Consider the following 18,649-nt stretch of genomic DNA (forward strand, 5'->3'; position numbering starts at 1 on the left):
TTGATAATCTTTAACACGGTACACCGTCTTATTTTGTAACACCATGCCCGCTTTACGCGTTTATAAAAAAGGGTGGAAACCAAGTGAGTGCAGCTGTTAGAGTGAAGTTTAATCCAATAGAGGTGTGACATGAAGAGTATTCGTAATCCATGGTTGAAACTTAGAGAGGGAATCTGCCAAGAAGATTTTGACTTGATTAACAGACTCCAAGAACGATGTCTTCGCGAAGATCAGACGACGCTGAAGCTCGAGTTGGACTACAAGCTTGGCGTATATTCAGGGACAGACCGCTCGGGGATCCGCCAAATCAATGAATACATGTACTTCGATGGACATGAGTTAATTGGCTATATGGGGATTTGCGAATTCGGAGGCGCAGATACACCGCTCGAAGTGAACGGAATGGTGCATCCAGAATACAGGCGCCAGGGAGTTTTTGATACACTAAGCAGGCTGGTTCTGGCAGAGTGGAGCCGCAGATCCTCCAAAAGCATGCTTTTATTGAGCGATCGGAAGTCTGAAGCCGGACAAGCGTTCATTCAAGGAACCGGCGCAGAGTACCATCATTCGGAGCATGAGATGTATCTTCGGGTGTATCGACCGGTGATACACGATGACCTAAAGGGCATTGTATTTCGGAAGGCGACAAACGCCGATGCGCGGGAGATTCACCGGCAGAATGCGATATACTTTGGCGACAAACTGGGGGAAGAGGAGACAAACGAAGTTATGGAAGGGATGATCCTGCCTGAAGAGGAAGAACAGAGAGGCATGACCATCTATCTTGCGGAAGCTGACCAACAGGTCATCGGGAAAGTCCATCTCCAGCACTCTCCCGGCATCGGGGGCATCTATGGTCTGGGCGTTCTGCCCGAGTATCGTGGCAAGGGATATGGAAGAGCGATTCTCTTGAAGGCGATAGATAAGTTGAAGGAATCAAGCGCAGGGGAGATCATGCTGCAAGTGGCCGTGGAGAACGCCAATGCCCTTCGGCTCTATCAATCATGCGGTTTCGTGGAGACCTCGACGATGGATTATTATGAGCTAAAATAAGGAGCAGCCGAGGTTGTTTCCGAGGGGCACTGGAAGCTTTTTTCGCCTTGATAAACGATCGGGAAATATGTAGAGAGGGCGGTATTTCCGTGGACAACTCGCAGAAATTAAGGATTGGGGCTATGCAGACTAGAATCCAGGATCAATTTGGTCAAGACATTTTAAATATTTTAAGTGGACAAGCGATGTTTAACGAATTTTATGATCATCAGCTCATGGGGAAAGGTGATTATGCCCCTTTTAATGAAGCGATGTGCTCAAACGACACAACCTCTGCGATCTTCAGCGATGAATTTAATCGATTAAGAGCGTCCGGCCATCGGGTGCCTCTAGAAGAGTACATGAAGATTACCGTGACTCCTTTGCAATCTCTGTTTGAGAAGAAATTCAAATGCATCGCGGTGTGGTTCGGTGACGACATGTTCTGTCAAATCAATTTACTGACCTTATTAGCGTACTTAGAGCAAGCAAGATACGATGGAAAAGTGTATTTCCATATGGTTAACGAACTGACTTATGATGTGGAAGAAACGGAAATCAAGCTGGGAGGCTATCAAGAAATCTATCAACAGGTTTTGATTCAGCACCGTTTGCCCGAAGCGAATTTATTGCCCGCAATGTACCAAGGCATTCGTTTATATCTGGAGTATATAAAGGAAGAGAATGAAATCACTGCGTTTATGAAGAAGCATAGCGATGAGCCGCGGGATGAATTATTGCAGCGCTTATTTAAACGATTTCCCCACTATGGCTTGGGTGATACGCAGTACATCAAATTAATGGAAGCCCTTTAACGTAACAAGACAAAGAAACAGCCGGCCACTATGACCGGCTGTCCATTGCTATTTTTTAACCACAGGTACCCAGAATTCACCGTAAAAGGCACCCTCGCCGTTATCTTCGCGATAGGTCGCATTTGGACCGCCGATGTAGGCATAATCGGTAATCTGGCTCAAAACTTCTCCGAAAGCAAGGTAAGTCAACTGATCGAACAAGGTTTCTTTGTCGCCATTTCCGGCAACCACGATGTACTCGCTCTCCGGAAACTCGATCATGCGCGTTGCGTCACCAACTGACTTTCCGGCTTCTACCGCGAAATAATTCCACGGCTTGCCTTGATAAACCTCGTTCACCGACCATTCACGGTCATCTTTTGCAGCGTCTTTAAGCTTAGCAAACCGCCCGTCAGCCTTGAGTTTGCCCCAAAACTCGGCTTTTTCCTTTTGCAAAGCTGTCATGTCTTGAAAATTGGACTGGATCGAAAAACCGTATGCGGTCAATGTGAACGATTTTTTGTGCTCAATTGTATATTCTGCTGCCATATGAGCTCCTTTCGAATTTTACCAAAGATTAGGATTCGACTTTCTTTGCGCGAAGCCACATTTCGCCGTAGAATTCTCCGTTCTCGGCTGCTTTGACGAATGTTGAGTTGCCAGGTCCTACGTATTTGTAGTCTGTAATTTCTTGCAGCAAGCCGCCGAAAACTTTGCCTGTGATTTCATCGGCTAGACTGTCTTTGTTACTGCCTGTGCCAGGCACAACGAGGTAGTCGCCAGCGAGGAAATCGAGGACGACCGCGCCTTCCACCTTGAAATCTCCCATTACGCCGAAGCCGCGCCAAGCCTTGCCGTCGAGCACGTAATTGATTTGATATTCTTGCCCGTCAGCCAGCGCGAGAAGCTCGGCAAGCTTGCCATTTTCAGTGATTTCAGCCTTTTTCGCGGCCGTTTTTGCTGCATTGCCTGCCCAGTCGTTGAAGTCCTCGAATGTAACACCGAAAGCAGTCATTTTGTAGTTTTCCGAAATCGCTTGAATCGTATAATTTGGCATTTTGTTCTCTCCCTTGCGGATTTTCTTTTACAAGATCGATTCTATTTGCCGAATGTATCAAAAAATGATACTTTTTTGATACAATAAAATCATGAAGAAAACAGAACGAGTAAACCTAATCATGCGCTACATCAATAACCGCGCACATTTTACGATAGCCGAGATTCAGCGGGAGTTCAAGATTTCCCGCGCGACGGCGATCCGCGACATTAACGAGATTCAAGCGATGGGTTTTCCGCTGACGACCGAGCTGGGGCGGGGGGGAGGCTATAATGTCCTGCAAAATCAGTATTTGCCCGCAGCACGATTCACGCCGGATGAGCTAAAGGCGATTTTTATCAGCTTTATCGCCTCGAAAAATTCACAGCTGCCTTATTTGCAAAATCGCCGCTCCATCACTGAAAAACTTATCGGCATCGCGTCGCAAACTCAGCAAGACGAGCTAATCGAGCTGAATCATATTTTGCTTTTTGAGAATACGAATCCAGCTAATCCGAATCTATTGGAGCTCGATGACGCAGCGCCTGCGGAGTTAAATCAGTTGATTTCGCTTGCGGTGAGAGATAAGCATTTACGCGTAACGTATGAGCCGAATCCTGGCTGGCCGCAGTTGCTGGACGTTTTTTTGCTTCATATTTTCAACTCGAACGCCCAGTGGCTAGTCGAGGTTTATGATTTTGATACGGATGAGTTTCGTTATTTGCCTGTTGATTTGCTGCGGGATTCCGCCATTTCCGAGCATGAGCTGAAGTATTCCGAGCAAGAGATTTTAAGCAAGAAACGGATTGGTGCACGTCAGTCCAATCTTGTTGTAAAGCTTGACGCGGCTGGGATTCAGCGTTTTAAACGCATGCACCCGCCGGGAATTATTTTGTCCTTTACCGGAATGTTTCAATCGAGCGGGATATTTAATGTTCAGCTCAATGTGACCGATGTTGAGGAACTGGCTTATTACGCGGATTGGCTATTATTTTTGGGGAAAGGGGTCGTGTTTGAGCGTATTCCTGAAGAGCTGCGTTTGATTTTGGAGGATCGTTTAACCCATCTAAGATTTCCTAACTAGTTTACTGTTGTATAAAAGTCAATTTTAGCGACGATACTTCTGAATATCTAGTATATTTGGAGGTTGTTTCTATGGGTCAACAACTAAGTTATGATAAAACTCAACTTATAATATCAAACTTTCTGAATGAGAGTAACGATAAAGTATTTTGCTTTCTGACAGCAGATCATACAACTGGAAATTCGTTTGTGTTAAAGAGGTACTGTAAGGATAATGCTCATGCAGCTTACATGAACTTAATGTCTACTAGGTCTACTAAATCGTTGATCCTCCAATTACTGCATTCGATAGAAGTACCTTTTGTAAAACAATATCAAAATGATTACTTAGTTCACTTATTATGTTCGGAAATCGCGAAAAAGAAGATCTCTCATTTTGTTTTTGATCATATTCAAGAATTCGAAACGAGCCAAAATATTTCTGAGATATTCGAGCTATTAAGATATCTAAATATCAATACCGATGTTCAATTTATTTGTGTAGGCTCAAGCATGTCGGTGAGCTTATCCGCGGAAATTACTAGGCGCAGCGAGTTTCTAAACGTCATCTAAAAAGAATGTTTCCGTTAAATCCCGATCAACACTGCCGTCGGCTTGGCAGCAGCTGAAAGTCATCAGCTGCTGCTTTTTTTATTGAAGGAACAGGTACGTGTTGAGCAGAAATTTCATTTTTATTAGCTATTTAGTAACCCCAGTGCCATATATCTTAACTCTCACTTTCAGGTCAAAGACCAAACGGGGGTATATTCTCTGCCATTCTTCCCAATCCTTCTGCCCATTATAATGAGCGGCTGTATACATCATGCCAAGCCCGATCGGATCTAACTGCGCCTTTTGCAATTTATGAAGCAGGGCAAGAAAGCGTTTGGTCGAGGCTTCTGCTGTCGCCTCTTCGTACTTTCGCCAGTCATTCTCGAACATCCGCTGGTTTGATTGCTCAACGATACCCCCAAACCAGACATTTATTTTTACTCTCTCCTTATCTGCAGGGCTAAATTTGAACGATCGTTTGAATCGCTCCGTTGCGAGCGTATACTCAATCTCCTTGGTCTTTGTAATAAACTCGAATTGCTGATAGTGATACATTAATTCGTTGAGAAGTCTTGTTTCATCTGGATTCAGAATCAATTTCATTTTCTCTTTATTGAACAAGCCAACCTGATTGATCATAAAGGTTTTACCTTGCGACTTGACGATCGGCATAAAGGGATCCATACCCTTTTCATTCATTCTCCGATAAAAATCAAACAATTGGGCAGTCATTGTATAAGCGGATTCAGTCCCGATTTTGCCGAAGCTAAACGTAAGCGCATTGGTGGGCATTCGTTCAGAACTTGTCGTCGTATTTAGAATATCTTCGGCTGATGGGGAGCCGACCATCATGTAGGCTATCCCTTGAATATCTCTTTTTCGCGTAAAAAAGTCGACGGCTTCGGTGATCCCCGTCTTTGCTAAAGATTCGCCAATTACGAGTATTTTGGTGTGGCCAAAGTCTAGCTCCTTATCTACATTTGCTCTAATCATCCGCAGTGCTTCCGGAATCGTATCAGCTGTCTGTCTAATGATCTGAGACTTCATGTCTCCTACCTCAAATTTGGCCGACGGAATGGCCAGCTTGAGTGAAACGAGGTATTGATCCTCTCCGCCAACTTCCTCTTTATCCAGCCCTATCGCCAGCACAAAAAAGCGCTTATCGATATCTTTGAAGGAGGTGGATACGCATCCCGTGGTCAGCATGACAAACATAGAGGCAATCATCAGTATTCGTATCACAGCGGTTTTCCTTTCAGAGATAAAACGTACACAAGCAAGACGAGGAAAATCTCACTCCATAAACGGACATTTAGCCAAGACCATGCTGCATAGGTAATGATCTTTTCGTCCGTTATTTGAAAAAGCAATTCCGTAACGATCCCAACAATACCAAACACGATAATGGGATGGATACCAGGACGCAGCTTTATTTTTTTGGGAACAAAGCCTTTGATAAGCTGATAGCCGATGTGCCACACAACGGTTGTGAACAACAGGGACAAATTTAAAAAAAGCAGCAGATAAACATAAACCATCCTTTCGACAAAACCGTACTCCATCTGGAACGCATCGGCGGTTGATACCCAGACATAAACGTATCGATCAACCCCCTCTGTTCCGTGGATTCCAATAGGAATAAAAAAGGTAGTAGCGAGTACCCCGATTCCCATAATCGGGATAAACCACAAGTGCCGAAGACTAAGCTTAGAGGTTAGCTCCCGATTAAAAATAACAATGTTAATATAACCGGTAAAAACGTAGGAAGCGGCACTAATGGATTGGATGTTCGGCAGCTTAAACATCGAATCGGTTGCAACGTTCCAGACGGCATACCAATTCATATACTCGCTTGTCACGGCCTTAAACAGAATGATTAAGACTAAAGGCACGCTGACAAGAAGCACAATCTCCATTAAATAAAGCACAGTCTTGGTTGATTGAGAGGCACACCAACAGATAATAAGCATAAAAAAAGCCGCTAACAAGACAGATGACATTTCTGGCAGCATATACCGGGTCATGATAATGGCATACGAGGTAACGACGACCATTCCGGAGATAAACCACATTACCGCGACATATAACAAGATCGGAATACCTAGAAAAGAAGGGAGCCGGCGAGAGAAAATCTCTGGCAGACCTTTGCCCTTGAACGCCATCATCGCTTTGGTAAAGAGTACCGTTAAAATCGAACCGATCAGCACCGCGCTTAAGATGCTTGTGACCGGCCCTTCATGCCGATGCATGATTAAGATGCTGGGCACGTACAGAATCGTATTGATCAGCATGCACATCATAATGGAATAATAGTAGTATCTTTTCAAAGAGATGTGCTCCTTTACTTATAGCTTTGATTCTTCTCGTTAATGAATAGTTTCAGATACGGTTGATCAAAGCTTCTTAGGTTGGCCAAATAACAAGCAAAAGCAAATAATCCAACGAGCACGCCCACCAATCCAAACAAGCTCGCAAAAAGAATCAAAGGATAACGAATAGCCCTCACGGCAAAGCTCATGGTATTAATTGGAATGACAAAATTGGAAATAGCCACGGCTGAAGTCACGATAATCATAATGCTGCTTACAAGCCCGGCTTGCTGTGCAGCTTGTCCAAGAATGAGGCCTCCTACCGTAGTAGCCGTGCCCCCAATCACTTTGGGTAATCGAATACTTGCCTCAGTTAATGCCTCTGTCATAAACAACATAAAAATCACTTCGATATAGGAGGGATAAGGAACGGCGCCGCGGCTTCCCGCTATGGAGAGCGCCAATTGCGCGCGGAAAAATTCAGGGTTATAGGAAACAACGGCTATATACAGGGCAGGCAAGCTAATCGTTAAGATTAAAGCAATATAACGAAGGGTGACTAGACCTTTCGCAACCCAATACGGCAAATACAAATCGTCCATGGACGACATAAAGTCATAAAATACGGAGGGAATAATAAGAACAAAGGAAGTTCCCTCAAGAAGGATGACCATTTTCCCCTGCGATAAATTTAACACGACGCGGTCTGGTCGGTTCGTAAGCATCATCGTTGGAAATAACGATTTTTTTTTGCCATTCAAAATATTTTCCAGCTGTCCTGTTGCTTGCAGCATCTTTACATCGATTCGGGAAAGTCTCTCCTTCACCTTTGCGAGAATGGACGGATCGGCGATCTCAGAATCATAGATAAGATAACTGTTTGTTTTTGAGATGGTCCCAAGCTCATAGCGTTCCATCTGAAATCCGTTTGATTGATAACGGTGGCGAATGATATTCAGATTGGTCGTAATATTCTCGGACAGCGCTGACTGCGGGCCTTGAAGGGTTGTTTCGATGTCTGAATCAACGGGTGTATCATTTGTTGCTTTCTCTGCTTTGAAAAAGTAATAGTTTGTTGGCGAGACCAATAGGGCATAGCCATTGATAAGCTCATAATACAGCTCTTGCTCCGTTGCGACTGTTTTGCAAACGCAAACGGTCTGAATATATAACTCCGGTTCCGGAAGATTGAAAATCGGTTTAATCAAAAGGGCATCTATTTTTTCAGTCTCAATGACTGTACTCATATAATAGAGCTGAAGGGGAACTGTCCCCTTGATACTTTGGGTTTGGAGCTCCTTCGAATAGGTCTGGATTTGTTGGATGAAGCGAGAAATCTGTTCCACTAAGGTCCCCCCCGGTCATAAACATCATAGCCCTTAGTCTTTCCCAACCCTTTCCTATTTAAGCACAGCGCATTGCTTCCTTAGCGATATGCATACCTGCAAAAAAAAGACAGCTCCAGCAATTAACCTGCTGTAAGCTGTCGTTCATGTTTATTTCGCAAGCTCCGGAACCTGCTGCTGCACATAAGCTCGGACGTCTTCCGCATCGTCCAGATCAAGCACGGCCTCCGCGAGGGAAGTGAGCTTCGCGCGGTCTAAACGCGAGAGAAGCGCGCGGGCTGGAAGGACGGCGGATGCGCTCATGCTGAATTCATCCAGTCCTATGCCAAGCAGAATCGGAATCGCGATAGGGGTTCCGGCCATTTCGCCGCACATGCCAACCCATTTATTCTCCTTGTGCGCCGCCCGGATAACCTGATCGATCAACCGGAGGACAGGAGGGTGGAGGGGATCGGATAAGTAGCCAAGCTTCGGATTCATCCGGTCGGCTGCCATCGTATATTGCACAAGGTCATTGGTACCGATACTGAAGAAGTCGACCTCCCGGGCGAACCGGTCCGCCATTTGGGCAGCGGCAGGAATCTCAATCATAATACCGGCTTCAATCCGTTCGTTAAAAGCGATATTTTCGCTTCTAAGCTCCTGCTTGGCTTGCTCTAGCAGAGCTTTGGCCTGCCGCCATTCGCCAAGCGTAGCGATCATCGGGAACATCACTTTCAGATTGCCGTAGGCGCTTGCGCGCAAAACGGCACGAAGCTGGGTCTTGAACAGCTCCGGACGGTCCAGACAAATCCGGATCGCACGGTAGCCGAGGAACGGGTTGTCTTCCTTCTCGAGCTGCAGGCTTGGAAGTTCCTTATCGCCTCCGATGTCCATTGTCCGGATAACGATAGGAGCACCTTGCCCAAAGGCCTCAGCCGCATCTTTATAAGCGGTGAACTGTTCATCCTCTGTAGGCAAGTCGGAACGGCCCATGTACAGAAACTCGGTACGGAACAGGCCAACGCCTTCGGCACCTTGCTCATGTGCCTGACGCGCATCTTGCACGGAGCCAATGTTGGCGACCAGTTCAACCTGGTGTCCGTCCGCGCTAACCGAAGGCATGCCACGGAATTGCTCAAGCAGCGCGCGTTGTCCCGCGGCTTTTTCTTGCAGCGCTTGATATCTGGCAAGCTCTTCGTCTTTCGGCTCGACCAGCACAATTCCTGATGCGCCGTCTACGATAACAAGCTGACCGTCCTCAATACGCAGCGCTTCATCTCCGGCGCCAACAATCGCGGGGATGCCAACAGAGCGGGCGATAATAGCGGAGTGGGAGGTGCGTCCACCTACAGCCGTAACGAACCCGCCAATGACAGAAGGATCAAGCTGAGCCGTATCCGACGGTGTCAGATCAAAAGCGAACAGGATAGACTTTTCCTGTGAATGGGTAGCGGTTGTTGCAGTAGGAACGCTATCGGCGTCCGTGCCGTGGCCAAGCTTTCGGATGACGCGGCGGCTGACATCGCGGACATCCGCGGCGCGTTCCCGCAAATATTCGTCATCCAAGGCGGCGAGCATATCGGCTACTTCTTCGCCGGATTCGTTCATCGCCGCTTCCGCCTTGTAGCGTTGTCCGCGTATCCGTTCCTGTGCCGCGCCAATCAATTCTTCGTCTTCAAGCAGCATCAAATGCGCTTCGAAAATTTCGGCTTCCTTCTCGCGCCCGTCCGCAATCATGCGGCCATGAAGCTCTTCAAGCTCACTACGCGCTGCCGCCACAGCAGAATCGAAGCGGCTGAGTTCAGCCGCTTCTTCACCTGCTTCGACGTAAGTTATTCCTAGAGGAGCAGCCTCTTCGCGGAGGACAACCGCTCGGCCGATTGCGTAACCTTCCGAGGCGGCGATCCCTTTTATCTCGGTTGCCATCATTTGCGTGCCTCCTTACTAGGCTTCCACAGAAGCCAGCACAGCACCAATAGCGTCAACCGCAGCTTCAGCTTTTTCTCCTTCGGCACTGACAGTTACGGTATCATTTTGCTTGGCTCCAATCGACAGCACGTTAACCAGGCTTTTTGCGCTGACCTTACGTCCGCCTTTCTCGATGTAAACCGTGCCTTCGCAAATTTTAGCAGCTTCAACGATTTTTTTAGCAGGACGGGCGTGGACGCCCGTCGGGTTCATAACTACGTATGCTTTCTCCACCATAAATCCTCCTAAAACTATTTATATGACTACATGCGTTTTTTGATTTGTTCTTTCAACCGTTCCGACTGCGTACCGAAAATCGCTTGCACGGCACCTTTGCCAAGGCGCATAACGCCTGCCGCTCCAAGACGCTTCAGTTCAGCGTCGTTCACCGCTTTCTCGTCTTTCACGATCAGACGGAGGCGGGTGATACAAGCATCGATGCTCTCGATATTGCCGGAACCGCCAAGCGCTGCGAGAACCTGGCTCGCTTTATCGTCGCCCGCACCTGCCGGAGCACCGTCCTTGCCGCCTTCTTCCACCAGATCATCGTCTTCGCGGCCAGGCGTTTTCAGGTTTAGCTTCACAATAACGACGCGGAACAAGACATAGTATACAACCGCGTATACGAGACCAATCGGGATAATCATCCAGCCCTTCGTGGAGAGCGGATAGTTGATCGCGTAGTCAAGGAAGCCGGCCGAGAAGCCAAAGCCATGATGAATGCCAAGCTCAACGACAAGCCATGCGGATATACCGGTCAATACGGCGTGGATCACGTACAGCACCGGTGCCACGAACATAAACGCGAATTCAAGCGGCTCTGTAATACCCGTCAGGAACGAAGCAAGAGCGGAGCCGATAAAGATCGAAGAGACAAGCTTTCGTTTTTCCGGTTTTGCCGTATGAATAATCGCAAAGGCAGCAGCCGGGAGGGCGAACATCATGATCGGGAAGAAGCCTGTCATGAACATGCCGGCAGTTGGGTCGCCTGCGAAGAAGCGGTGCAGATCGCCGTGAACGACGTTGCCCGCAGCATCCGTGTAGTCGCCGATTTGGAACCAAGCGATTGCGTTAATGACATGGTGCAGACCAAACGGAATAAGAAGCCTGTTGGCCGTCATGAAGATAAACGCGCCGACGCCGCCAAGGTCAACAATCCAGCGGCCGAACGTATCGAGCCACGATTGGACTGGTCCCCAGATGAGACCAAAAATAAGACCTACGATAACCATCGCAAACGAGGTGATAATCGGAACAAAACGTTTGCCGCCAAAGAAGCCAAGCCAATCCGGCAGTTTGATGTCATGGTATTTGTTATAGAAGTAGGAAGCGACAAGACCCGCAATGATACCGCCCAATACACCCATGTTAAGCGTTGTGTCTTTATCCACGAGACCCGTGAATACGGTTGGGATTTTGCCCAGCACGTTCGTAAGAACAAGATACGCGATAACAGCGGCAAGCGTTGCAACCGCATCGCCGGCCATCCCGATCGCAACGCCAATCGCGAAGATGAGAGGCAGGTTGTCAAATATCGCGGAGCCGCCCGCTGCAAGGAACGGAGCGATATAATGGTTCAGGAAGTCGCCGAACTGGCCAAATCCGAAATCTTTTACATAATCGATGTTCCCGAAACGCAATAAGAGGGCTGCCGCAGGCAAAGCTGCGACAGGAAGCATTAGAGATTTACCGATCTTTTGCAAAAATGCGAGCATCTTATCTCACTCCATGTTAATAGTTTAGGTTTTCAGAACAACCTTAATCGTATCCGGTTCTCCGGCATTAACGGTTTTGAAGGTGCATTCCACTTTCTCCGCGCCGTCTTCGTTCGCTACGATAATCGGCGTTATTAGCGGATAACCCGCATCGCGGATTTTATCCAGATCGCATTCGAGAAGGGTTTTACCCGCTTTGAAGGAATCGCCTGTCTTCACAAGCGCTTTGAAGCCGTCGCCGTTTAAAGCAACTGTATTGATGCCAACGTGAATAAGCAGCTGCAGTCCGGATGAATGCTCAATGATCAAGGCGTGATGCGTATCGATCAAATGGCTCACGATGCCGTCAAACGGCGCGATGACGCGGCCATCCGTTGGCTCGATTGCAACGCCTTCTCCCATTAAGCCTTGCGCGAACGCTTCATCCGGCACTTCGCTGAGCGGAACAAGCTTGCCGCTAAGAGGTGCAGCTACGCTAACGGAATTCGATTTTTTGCCAAACCATTTCATATGATCTACTCCTTGCTATCCATGTTGTTGTCTGTTTATGTTCATTCTGTATCCACCGAACGGAACAGCCGGTACAAATGCATCGCGAGATAACCGATCTCGTCGGTGGAGACCTTGACGTTGAGTCTTTCTCCGATCATCCGCGCAATTAATTCCGCCTTGTGATGCTCGGTAGGTATCTTGTCTTTAATCTCAGCGGAGAAAGGATTTTCCGTTTCCTTATTCTGCAAAATACGTTCCATCATATAACGCAAATGCATAATCAGCCGGGCATAATCCGAGCTCTTCTTGGACATTGGCGCTTCCCGCCAGCCTTCGATCCGCTCTACGATCTCGTTCATCAGCTCCGTCAGCTGAACCATCTGTCCTGCCGTAACGGACCCTGCTGCCGAATACACGTGATACGTAAGAAAGCCGACTTCATCTTCAGGGATAGTGACGTCGAATTTCTCGCTGATCATCTTGGCTGCCTTGGCAGCGATCTTGAACTCTTGGGGATAACACATCTTCGTTTCGTACAGGAAAGGATTGACGATTTCCATGCCGTTTCTTAACCGGTAGACGACAAACTGGATATGGCTCGGCAGAGCGAAATACACTTTCGGATCGACAGGCGTTCCCAGCCGTTCCCGAATCTCATCAATGATCTGCTCGGAGATTTGCACCACTTCCGGATCCAATTCCTCCAGCAGAGAATGGTAATGCAGCGCTTTATCCCGGTCGTCAAGCCGGTACCGCTTCTCGATTCGTGGGTCTTCGGCATCGATAAACTTCTGGCCTTTGCATGAGAAGCCAATGCCTTTGCCAAACAGCACGTATTCCCTCGATGAATTCGGCTCCATCGTAAGGATGACATTGTTGCCAACGATCCGATCGATCCGAAGTTGTCCCGTAAGTCCCACGTCAATCCCTCCTCTCAGTAGTAAATTCCCCATTATGAGCACAAAAAAACCAAGAAAAGACACCGCCGTATTCCGGGCGGATACTCTCCTTGGCTCATGCCTAGTCGAACTAGTAACATGCCAAAAGGCTTGTTATATATTTGGCTCGTTATCACTATAAATCATGCAAGCGTTTACGTCAATTGAAAAATATTCATTCTTTGAATTACTCGATCTGATTCTTGAGACCTACCTTGCATGAACCCTTCCAGGTGGCTTTCATATAATAGTAGATAAAGTATCCTTTGAGATTTAGAGGGTCAATTAGGTGGAGATTATTTGTTTATAGAAGATGCGGCGGCCGTAGTTCAGCTGTATTATAAATGAAAACCTTCTTTTTTTGCAGGGAAGCTTGACGTATGCTTTAGAATTAGGCACAATTACTTACTAGAGACTTCACTTACTATACGTATATTACTTACTTTACGTACATGAATAGGAATGGAAGTAATGTCAATCATTAGACTATTAGATCACGGTGGCATTGCTGAGGAGGACATACGGATGGGTTCATCAGGGAATGACGGGAATTTTGAGTTTGGCATTTACACATTAGGCGATCTTGCGGTTGATCCCCATACGGGCGGGCTTAAGAGCGCAGGAGAACGAATGAAGGAAATTATCCGGGCAGCCAAAGTTGCGGATGAAGCGGGTATTGACGTATTTGGGGTAGGCGAGCATCACCGCTTGGACTTTGCTTTATCCTCGCCACCGGTTATACTTGCCGCAATTGCGCAGGCGACCTCCCGCATTCGGCTTACAAGCGCGACTACGGTACTAGGGACTGCGGACCCAGTACGGGTATTCGAGGATTTTGCGACGCTGGATCTCATCTCGGACGGGCGTGCGGAAATTATCGCAGGCCGCGGTGCTTATATCGAATCGTTCCCGCTCTTTGGCTTTGAGCTGGATGACTATAAAGAATTGTTCGCTGAGAAGCTGGAATTAATGAGACAGCTTAATTTGTCGGAACGGATTACATGGAGCGGCCGTCTTCGCAGTCCTTTGGAGAATGCGGAAATTGCTCCGCGTCCGGTGCAGCCGGCTATCCCGCTCTGGGTCGGCGTAGGCAGTACGGCGGAAAGCGCGGCTCTGGCCGGTCGGCAGGGGGCAGGGATGGCACTGGCGCTGCTTGGCGGAGAACCGCAGAAATACAAGCATCTTGTAGACTGCTACAAGGAAGCGGGCATCGCAGCTGGCTACCGGGAAGAAGAGCTGAGGGTAGCGATTACCGGCCACTGTTACGTTGCGAAGACAACCGAGCAGGCGCTGGATGAATTTTATGCCGGTTATTCGGTGTACTATTCCCAGTTCATGGGCGGCAAGGAGAACGGAACTCCGCTCTCGCGTGAGGATTTCGAGAAGCTGGCGGGATCGCTTGCGATCGGAAGTCCGGAGCTGATTGCGGAGAAGATAATCGCTCAGCATAAGCTGTTTGGGCATTCCCGCTTTATGGCCCAGATGGATATTGGCGGCATGCCTGCCGCTCAGGTGGAATCGTCCATCCGACTGCTGGCGAAGGAAGTTGCGCCGCTTGTCTCTGAAGCACTGCAAGTAAAAGTGTAGTTAAACGATTGTAAAAACTTACTATTCATACTAGACAACTCGGAAAAACAGCGTTATACTCAATCCAATCATTTAAAAAATTTAATGGAATAAGGATCTTCGGGGCAGGGTGAAATTCCTGACCGGCGGTAAACGTGATTCCCTGCCTGGCAGAGGATAGCAAAGCCCGCGACTCCCTGAGCTGACTAACAGCAAGGGGACTGACTTGGTGCAACTCCAAGGCCGACGGTATAGTCCGGATGATAGAAGATCGCTTAAGTAAGCCTGCAGAAGGCGGGAAACCGCCCATATGCATGTTTATTTGAGTTGGCCCCGATTCGCGAAATCAAGCGGATCGGGGCTTTTTATTGCATAGCGTAACCGTCTGCTGCTCTTCTAGCCGAAGGCGCAGCCGTAACGCTTGCTCCGTCCTGTATTCAGAAAGGGTACTTCATTATGAGCAATGTCACCGCATCACCACTTATTCGTACCAAATCTCCCGTTAAACCGGAGTTTTGGCTGGTTGTTCTAGGAGCCGCGCTGTGGGGCGTGGATCCGGTATTCCGCATTATTTTGCTGAAAACATTAACGTCTACCCAAATCGTGCTACTGGAGCATATCATTTTGTTCATTGCAGCAGCCCCCGTATTATGGAAGTTCCGCGCGGATCTTCGCGGGGTTCGTCTCCGCCAGCTTGGCGCATTGCTGTTTGTCTCATGGGGCGGATCGGCGCTGGCAACGATTCTGTTCACGCAAGGCCTCGTTCACGGCAATCCCAATGCGGTCCTGCTGCTGCAGAAGATGCAGCCGCTTTTCGCAATTGTGATGGCAAGGATCCTATTGAAAGAGCTTCTGCCCAAAAAAATCGGACCTTTGCTCGTGCTGGCTATTATCGGAACCTATTTGCTGACCTTTGGCTTTACGCTCCCTTTTGGCCATGTCAATGAATTTGTCCAGGTCGGCAGCTTGCTGTCGCTAGGCGCAGCGGCGTTATGGGGCGGATCGACGGTAATGGGGCGTTATCTGCTTGGCAGCATGAAATACGAGACGGTTACATCCCTGCGATTTATGATGGCATTGCCACTGCTGCTCGTGATTACCTGGTCGGAGGGAGCAGCATGGAAGCTGGCGGAAGGAACGGACTTGGTAGCTGTTATCGTCAATCTGCTGCTTCAGGCTTTGCTTCCGGGGCTGCTCAGCCTGCTTGTCTACTATAAAGGTCTAAGCAAGATCAAGGCTTCTTACGCGACAATCGCCGAGCTAAGCTTCCCGATGGTAGGCGTTCTCCTGAACTGGACGGTATTTGGCCAAGTGATCACTAGCGCGCAGATTACAGGTTTTGTGTTTATCTGGTTTACGTTGTTTTTCATTTCCAAGCAGCAAAATTAAGGCTGGAACTATCGCCTTTAACCGCTTTCATATCGGCTCAATTGCTGATATACTGCGGTTGGAGGTGTAGGAAATAATGGAGAATAGAACGTTCAAATGGGGCATTCTTGGCGCAGGCTGGATTGCATCCCAATTCGCCCGCGATTTGGCTTTTGCCCAGGATGCTGAGCTAAGCGCGGTAGGCTCTCGCTCACTTGAGAAGGCGGAAGAGTTTGCCGGTAAATTCGGCGGTAAACGCGCATATGGAAGCTATGAGGAGCTGGTGAACGATGCCGAGATCGACATTATTTATGTCGCGACTCCTCACCCGTCCCATAAGGAACATGTTCTGCAATGTCTTCGCACAGGCAAAGCGGTATTATGCGAGAAGCCGTTTACGGTTAATGTAAAGAAGCGGAAGAAGTTGTGCAATACGCAAGAGAAAACCGCATCTTCTTGATGGAAGCGATGTGGACGCGGTTCCTGCCGGTCATCCGCAAGGTCCGTGAGTGGGTTAAAGAGGGCCGTATCGGCGATGTTCGGCTGCTGAAGGCAGACTTTGGCTTCCGTACCGGAATTAATCCGGAAGGACGTTTATTCAAACCGGCTTTGGCTGGTGGCGCGCTGCTGGATGTCGGCATTTATCCGCTTTCCTTCGCAACCATGTTATTTGGAGCAAATCCGAAGCAGATTCTTAGCACCGCTCATCTTGGCGAGACTGGCGTAGACGAGGAGAACAGCATCCTGCTATCGTATGAAGGCGGTCAGACCGCTTTGCTGAGCTCGGCCATCCGTCTGAACTCGGGCAGCGATGCTTACATAATGGGGACAGAAGGCTCGATTAAGATTCCTTCCTTCTTTAATGCCAAATCCGCAACGCTAACCGCAGCGGACGGTACGGAAGAAACCTTCTCGGATGACCGTACGACGCTTGGTTACGTGTATGAGGCCGAAGCGGCAGGACAATATCTCCGTGAAGGCAAGCTTGAGAGCGAGGTTATTTCGCTGGACGAAACCCTGCAGCTGATGCGGATGATGGACGAAATCCGCGGGCAATGGGGACTGCGTTATCCATTTGAATAATAAATGAAGAAAAGGACCGGTTCTGTACCGGTCCTTTTTGTCTTAAAATAAAAAAGTGGCCCGCATTCGGGATACGGGCCAAAGAGACAAGCTATATCAAATAGGGAGTATAGTCATTATGTTCTCCCAAGATTAAACAAAGCTGAAAAGTACATTAGTTTCACATAAAAAATAAGGGCCATTGTCCACGAAGCTAAGGTATAATGATCTTTATATTGTTTGCCATTTTGCCGGAGGGGGAAAATCCACATGGAAAATATTAATTTTTGTATGGCTTGCGGAGATAAGCTGGAAGTAAGGGAGATTGGCGGGGAGAACCGTAAAGCTTGTCCAAGCTGCAGCTTTGTTCATTGGGGTAACTACAGTGTCGGAGTAGGTGCTTGCGTCGTTAGAGATAACAAAATACTGCTTGTCCGCCGTGCCCATGAACCGGGAAAAGGGTATTGGACAACGCCGGGCGGTTACATTGAACAGTTCGAGCAAATTAGAGGTTCGGTTGCCCGTGAAGTATTGGAGGAAACAGGTATTCGCGCGATCGTGTCCAAAATTATCGGCATACGCGACCGGCCTCATTCGGTGCATGACGTCTACATTACCTTCGAAATGGAATACATAGACGGCGAGCCTCGCCCGGACGGCGTTGAAGTAGACGGCGCAGGCTTCTTCAGCCTTGAAGAAATGGAGTCGATGAACGTCGCCGACTTGACCGCCTGGCAGGTTGATATCGCTCTAAATGGAGGTGAAGGCGGCTTGGCCGAGGATACCAAGCCAATCCGCGACAGCCTTAAGAAGTACGGCCTCTACCGGGCTAAGTAAGTAGAGGAGCCTGTCTATGATCCTTGTAAGCTCCTGTCTGGCGGGACTTGAAGTCAGATATAACGGCACACACTGTTTAAACAGCAAGATAAGGGAATGGGTCGAGCAGAAAAAGGCGATGACGATCTGCCCGGAGCTGATGGGCGGATTTACAACGCCAAGAGAGCCCGCGGAGATTATCGGCGGGAACGGGGAAGACGTTCTGGACGGAATTGCTCTAGTTATCGAGCGTTCCGGTAGAGACGTGACGGAGTTGTACGTAAAGGGAGCTAAGGCCGCCCTTGATGTCGCATGCGAGCTTGGAGCAACCGTAATTGTCTTGAAGGAAAACAGTCCATCCTGCGGCAGTTCCTTCATCTATAATGGCGAATTCGTCGGCAAGCGTATCGCGGGCAATGGCGTTACGTCGGCGCTTCTCAAACGCCATGGCTTCAAAGTGATCTCCGAAGCAGAACTTGCACACGAGCTCCTATAAAACAAAGAGCCCCGGATTCAATTCCGGGGCTCTTTGTTTTGTTCCCACTCCCACACCCGATAAACAGGTGTGGGACGAAGCGTTTGTGATGTTTAAGGTGCGTGCTAAGAGGGAT

Annotated in this window: 18 protein-coding genes, 1 pseudogene and 1 riboswitch; of the genes and pseudogenes, 9 read left to right on the plus strand and 10 right to left on the minus strand. The window is 48.3% G+C overall.

The window, feature by feature from the left end; translation table 11 throughout:
* Positions 1-192: 192 nt before the first annotated feature.
* The gene (locus WFJ73_RS02260; RefSeq protein ID WP_336771492.1) at positions 193-1,053 is read left to right on the plus strand and encodes a GNAT family N-acetyltransferase; all 861 of its coding nucleotides are present in this window, start codon (positions 193-195) and stop codon (positions 1,051-1,053) included.
* Between the two features lie 89 nt (positions 1,054-1,142).
* Complete coding sequence (locus WFJ73_RS02265) at positions 1,143-1,847, plus strand: AraC family transcriptional regulator (RefSeq protein ID WP_336771494.1); 705 nt, start codon at positions 1,143-1,145, stop codon at positions 1,845-1,847.
* Positions 1,848-1,895: 48 nt separating this feature from the next.
* Here the strand turns inward: WFJ73_RS02265 and WFJ73_RS02270 are convergent, their stop codons facing one another.
* Both WFJ73_RS02270 and WFJ73_RS02275 read right to left on the minus strand, forming a co-directional pair.
* Positions 1,896-2,375, minus strand: coding sequence for a GyrI-like domain-containing protein (locus WFJ73_RS02270; protein ID WP_336771496.1), 480 nt, complete (start codon positions 2,373-2,375; stop codon positions 1,896-1,898).
* A 28-nt stretch (positions 2,376-2,403) separates the two neighbouring features.
* Positions 2,404-2,883 (minus strand): hypothetical protein, encoded by a 480-nt coding sequence (locus WFJ73_RS02275; RefSeq protein ID WP_336771498.1) that lies wholly within the window; start codon positions 2,881-2,883, stop codon positions 2,404-2,406.
* A gap of 91 nt (positions 2,884-2,974) precedes the next feature.
* Between WFJ73_RS02275 and WFJ73_RS02280 the strand changes: the two genes are divergently transcribed.
* Positions 2,975-3,946 carry a helix-turn-helix transcriptional regulator gene (locus tag WFJ73_RS02280; RefSeq protein ID WP_336771500.1) on the plus strand — a complete coding sequence of 324 codons (972 nt, stop codon included), beginning with the start codon at positions 2,975-2,977 and terminating at the stop codon, positions 3,944-3,946.
* 71 nt (positions 3,947-4,017) lie between these two features.
* Positions 4,018-4,497 carry an AAA family ATPase gene (locus tag WFJ73_RS33350; RefSeq protein WP_442955915.1) on the plus strand — a complete coding sequence of 160 codons (480 nt, stop codon included), beginning with the start codon at positions 4,018-4,020 and terminating at the stop codon, positions 4,495-4,497.
* A gap of 126 nt (positions 4,498-4,623) precedes the next feature.
* On the opposite strand, the gene WFJ73_RS02285 is transcribed toward WFJ73_RS33350, so the two are convergent.
* From WFJ73_RS02285 to WFJ73_RS02320, 8 genes are all read right to left on the minus strand, one after another.
* Positions 4,624-5,718, minus strand: coding sequence for a Ger(x)C family spore germination protein (locus tag WFJ73_RS02285; RefSeq protein WP_336771501.1), 1,095 nt, complete (start codon positions 5,716-5,718; stop codon positions 4,624-4,626).
* A complete protein-coding gene (locus WFJ73_RS02290; RefSeq protein ID WP_336771502.1) occupies positions 5,715-6,803 on the minus strand; it encodes a GerAB/ArcD/ProY family transporter in 1,089 nt (362 codons plus the stop codon). The genes WFJ73_RS02285 and WFJ73_RS02290 overlap by 4 nt, the downstream gene beginning before the upstream one ends.
* A 14-nt stretch (positions 6,804-6,817) precedes the next feature.
* Complete coding sequence (locus WFJ73_RS02295; RefSeq protein WP_336771503.1) at positions 6,818-8,131, minus strand: spore germination protein; 1,314 nt, start codon at positions 8,129-8,131, stop codon at positions 6,818-6,820.
* Between the two features lie 150 nt (positions 8,132-8,281).
* Entirely contained in the window at positions 8,282-10,042 is a 1,761-nt protein-coding gene (ptsP, locus tag WFJ73_RS02300; RefSeq protein ID WP_336771505.1) for a phosphoenolpyruvate--protein phosphotransferase, read from the minus strand.
* 15 nt (positions 10,043-10,057) lie between these two features.
* A complete protein-coding gene (locus WFJ73_RS02305) occupies positions 10,058-10,318 on the minus strand; it encodes an HPr family phosphocarrier protein (protein ID WP_174806540.1) in 261 nt (86 codons plus the stop codon).
* A 26-nt stretch (positions 10,319-10,344) separates the two neighbouring features.
* Entirely contained in the window at positions 10,345-11,796 is a 1,452-nt protein-coding gene (nagE, locus tag WFJ73_RS02310; protein ID WP_127493934.1) for an N-acetylglucosamine-specific PTS transporter subunit IIBC, read from the minus strand.
* Positions 11,797-11,820: 24 nt separating this feature from the next.
* Complete coding sequence (locus tag WFJ73_RS02315) at positions 11,821-12,306, minus strand: PTS sugar transporter subunit IIA (protein WP_336771507.1); 486 nt, start codon at positions 12,304-12,306, stop codon at positions 11,821-11,823.
* Between the two features lie 41 nt (positions 12,307-12,347).
* Positions 12,348-13,208 carry a PRD domain-containing protein gene (locus WFJ73_RS02320; RefSeq protein ID WP_336771508.1) on the minus strand — a complete coding sequence of 287 codons (861 nt, stop codon included), beginning with the start codon at positions 13,206-13,208 and terminating at the stop codon, positions 12,348-12,350.
* Positions 13,209-13,751: 543 nt separating this feature from the next.
* Here WFJ73_RS02320 and WFJ73_RS02325 point away from each other — a divergent pair.
* From WFJ73_RS02325 to WFJ73_RS02345, 5 genes and pseudogenes are all read left to right on the plus strand, one after another.
* The gene (locus WFJ73_RS02325) at positions 13,752-14,813 is read left to right on the plus strand and encodes an LLM class flavin-dependent oxidoreductase (protein ID WP_336771509.1); all 1,062 of its coding nucleotides are present in this window, start codon (positions 13,752-13,754) and stop codon (positions 14,811-14,813) included.
* Between the two features lie 91 nt (positions 14,814-14,904).
* Positions 14,905-15,068: riboswitch (FMN riboswitch) on the plus strand.
* Positions 15,069-15,248: 180 nt separating this feature from the next.
* Complete coding sequence (locus WFJ73_RS02330) at positions 15,249-16,181, plus strand: DMT family transporter (protein WP_336771510.1); 933 nt, start codon at positions 15,249-15,251, stop codon at positions 16,179-16,181.
* 76 nt (positions 16,182-16,257) lie between these two features.
* A pseudogene (locus WFJ73_RS02335) lies at positions 16,258-17,243 on the plus strand (Gfo/Idh/MocA family protein).
* 249 nt (positions 17,244-17,492) lie between these two features.
* Positions 17,493-18,059 (plus strand): NUDIX hydrolase, encoded by a 567-nt coding sequence (locus tag WFJ73_RS02340; RefSeq protein ID WP_336771511.1) that lies wholly within the window; start codon positions 17,493-17,495, stop codon positions 18,057-18,059.
* 16 nt (positions 18,060-18,075) lie between these two features.
* Positions 18,076-18,534 (plus strand): DUF523 domain-containing protein, encoded by a 459-nt coding sequence (locus WFJ73_RS02345; protein ID WP_336771512.1) that lies wholly within the window; start codon positions 18,076-18,078, stop codon positions 18,532-18,534.
* The last annotated feature ends 115 nt before the right edge of the window (positions 18,535-18,649 follow it).

Source organism: Paenibacillus sp. MMO-58 (assembly GCF_037146255.1).
Taxonomy (GTDB): domain Bacteria; phylum Bacillota; class Bacilli; order Paenibacillales; family Paenibacillaceae; genus Pristimantibacillus.

Bases quoted from the DNA above. Each gene is read 5' to 3' on its own strand.
- WFJ73_RS02270 (WP_336771496.1), bottom strand. From the start codon at position 2,375: ATGGCAGCAGAATATACAATTGAGCACAAAAAATCGTTCACATTGACC.
- WFJ73_RS02275 (WP_336771498.1), bottom strand. From the start codon at position 2,883: ATGCCAAATTATACGATTCAAGCGATTTCGGAAAACTACAAAATGACT.
- WFJ73_RS02280 (WP_336771500.1), top strand. From the start codon at position 2,975: ATGAAGAAAACAGAACGAGTAAACCTAATCATGCGCTACATCAATAAC.
- WFJ73_RS33350 (WP_442955915.1), top strand. From the start codon at position 4,018: ATGGGTCAACAACTAAGTTATGATAAAACTCAACTTATAATATCAAAC.
- ptsP (WP_336771505.1), bottom strand. From the start codon at position 10,042: ATGATGGCAACCGAGATAAAAGGGATCGCCGCCTCGGAAGGTTACGCA.
- WFJ73_RS02305 (WP_174806540.1), bottom strand. From the start codon at position 10,318: ATGGTGGAGAAAGCATACGTAGTTATGAACCCGACGGGCGTCCACGCC.
- nagE (WP_127493934.1), bottom strand. From the start codon at position 11,796: ATGCTCGCATTTTTGCAAAAGATCGGTAAATCTCTAATGCTTCCTGTC.
- WFJ73_RS02315 (WP_336771507.1), bottom strand. From the start codon at position 12,306: ATGAAATGGTTTGGCAAAAAATCGAATTCCGTTAGCGTAGCTGCACCT.
- WFJ73_RS02325 (WP_336771509.1), top strand. From the start codon at position 13,752: ATGGGTTCATCAGGGAATGACGGGAATTTTGAGTTTGGCATTTACACA.
- WFJ73_RS02330 (WP_336771510.1), top strand. From the start codon at position 15,249: ATGAGCAATGTCACCGCATCACCACTTATTCGTACCAAATCTCCCGTT.
- WFJ73_RS02340 (WP_336771511.1), top strand. From the start codon at position 17,493: ATGGAAAATATTAATTTTTGTATGGCTTGCGGAGATAAGCTGGAAGTA.
- WFJ73_RS02345 (WP_336771512.1), top strand. From the start codon at position 18,076: ATGATCCTTGTAAGCTCCTGTCTGGCGGGACTTGAAGTCAGATATAAC.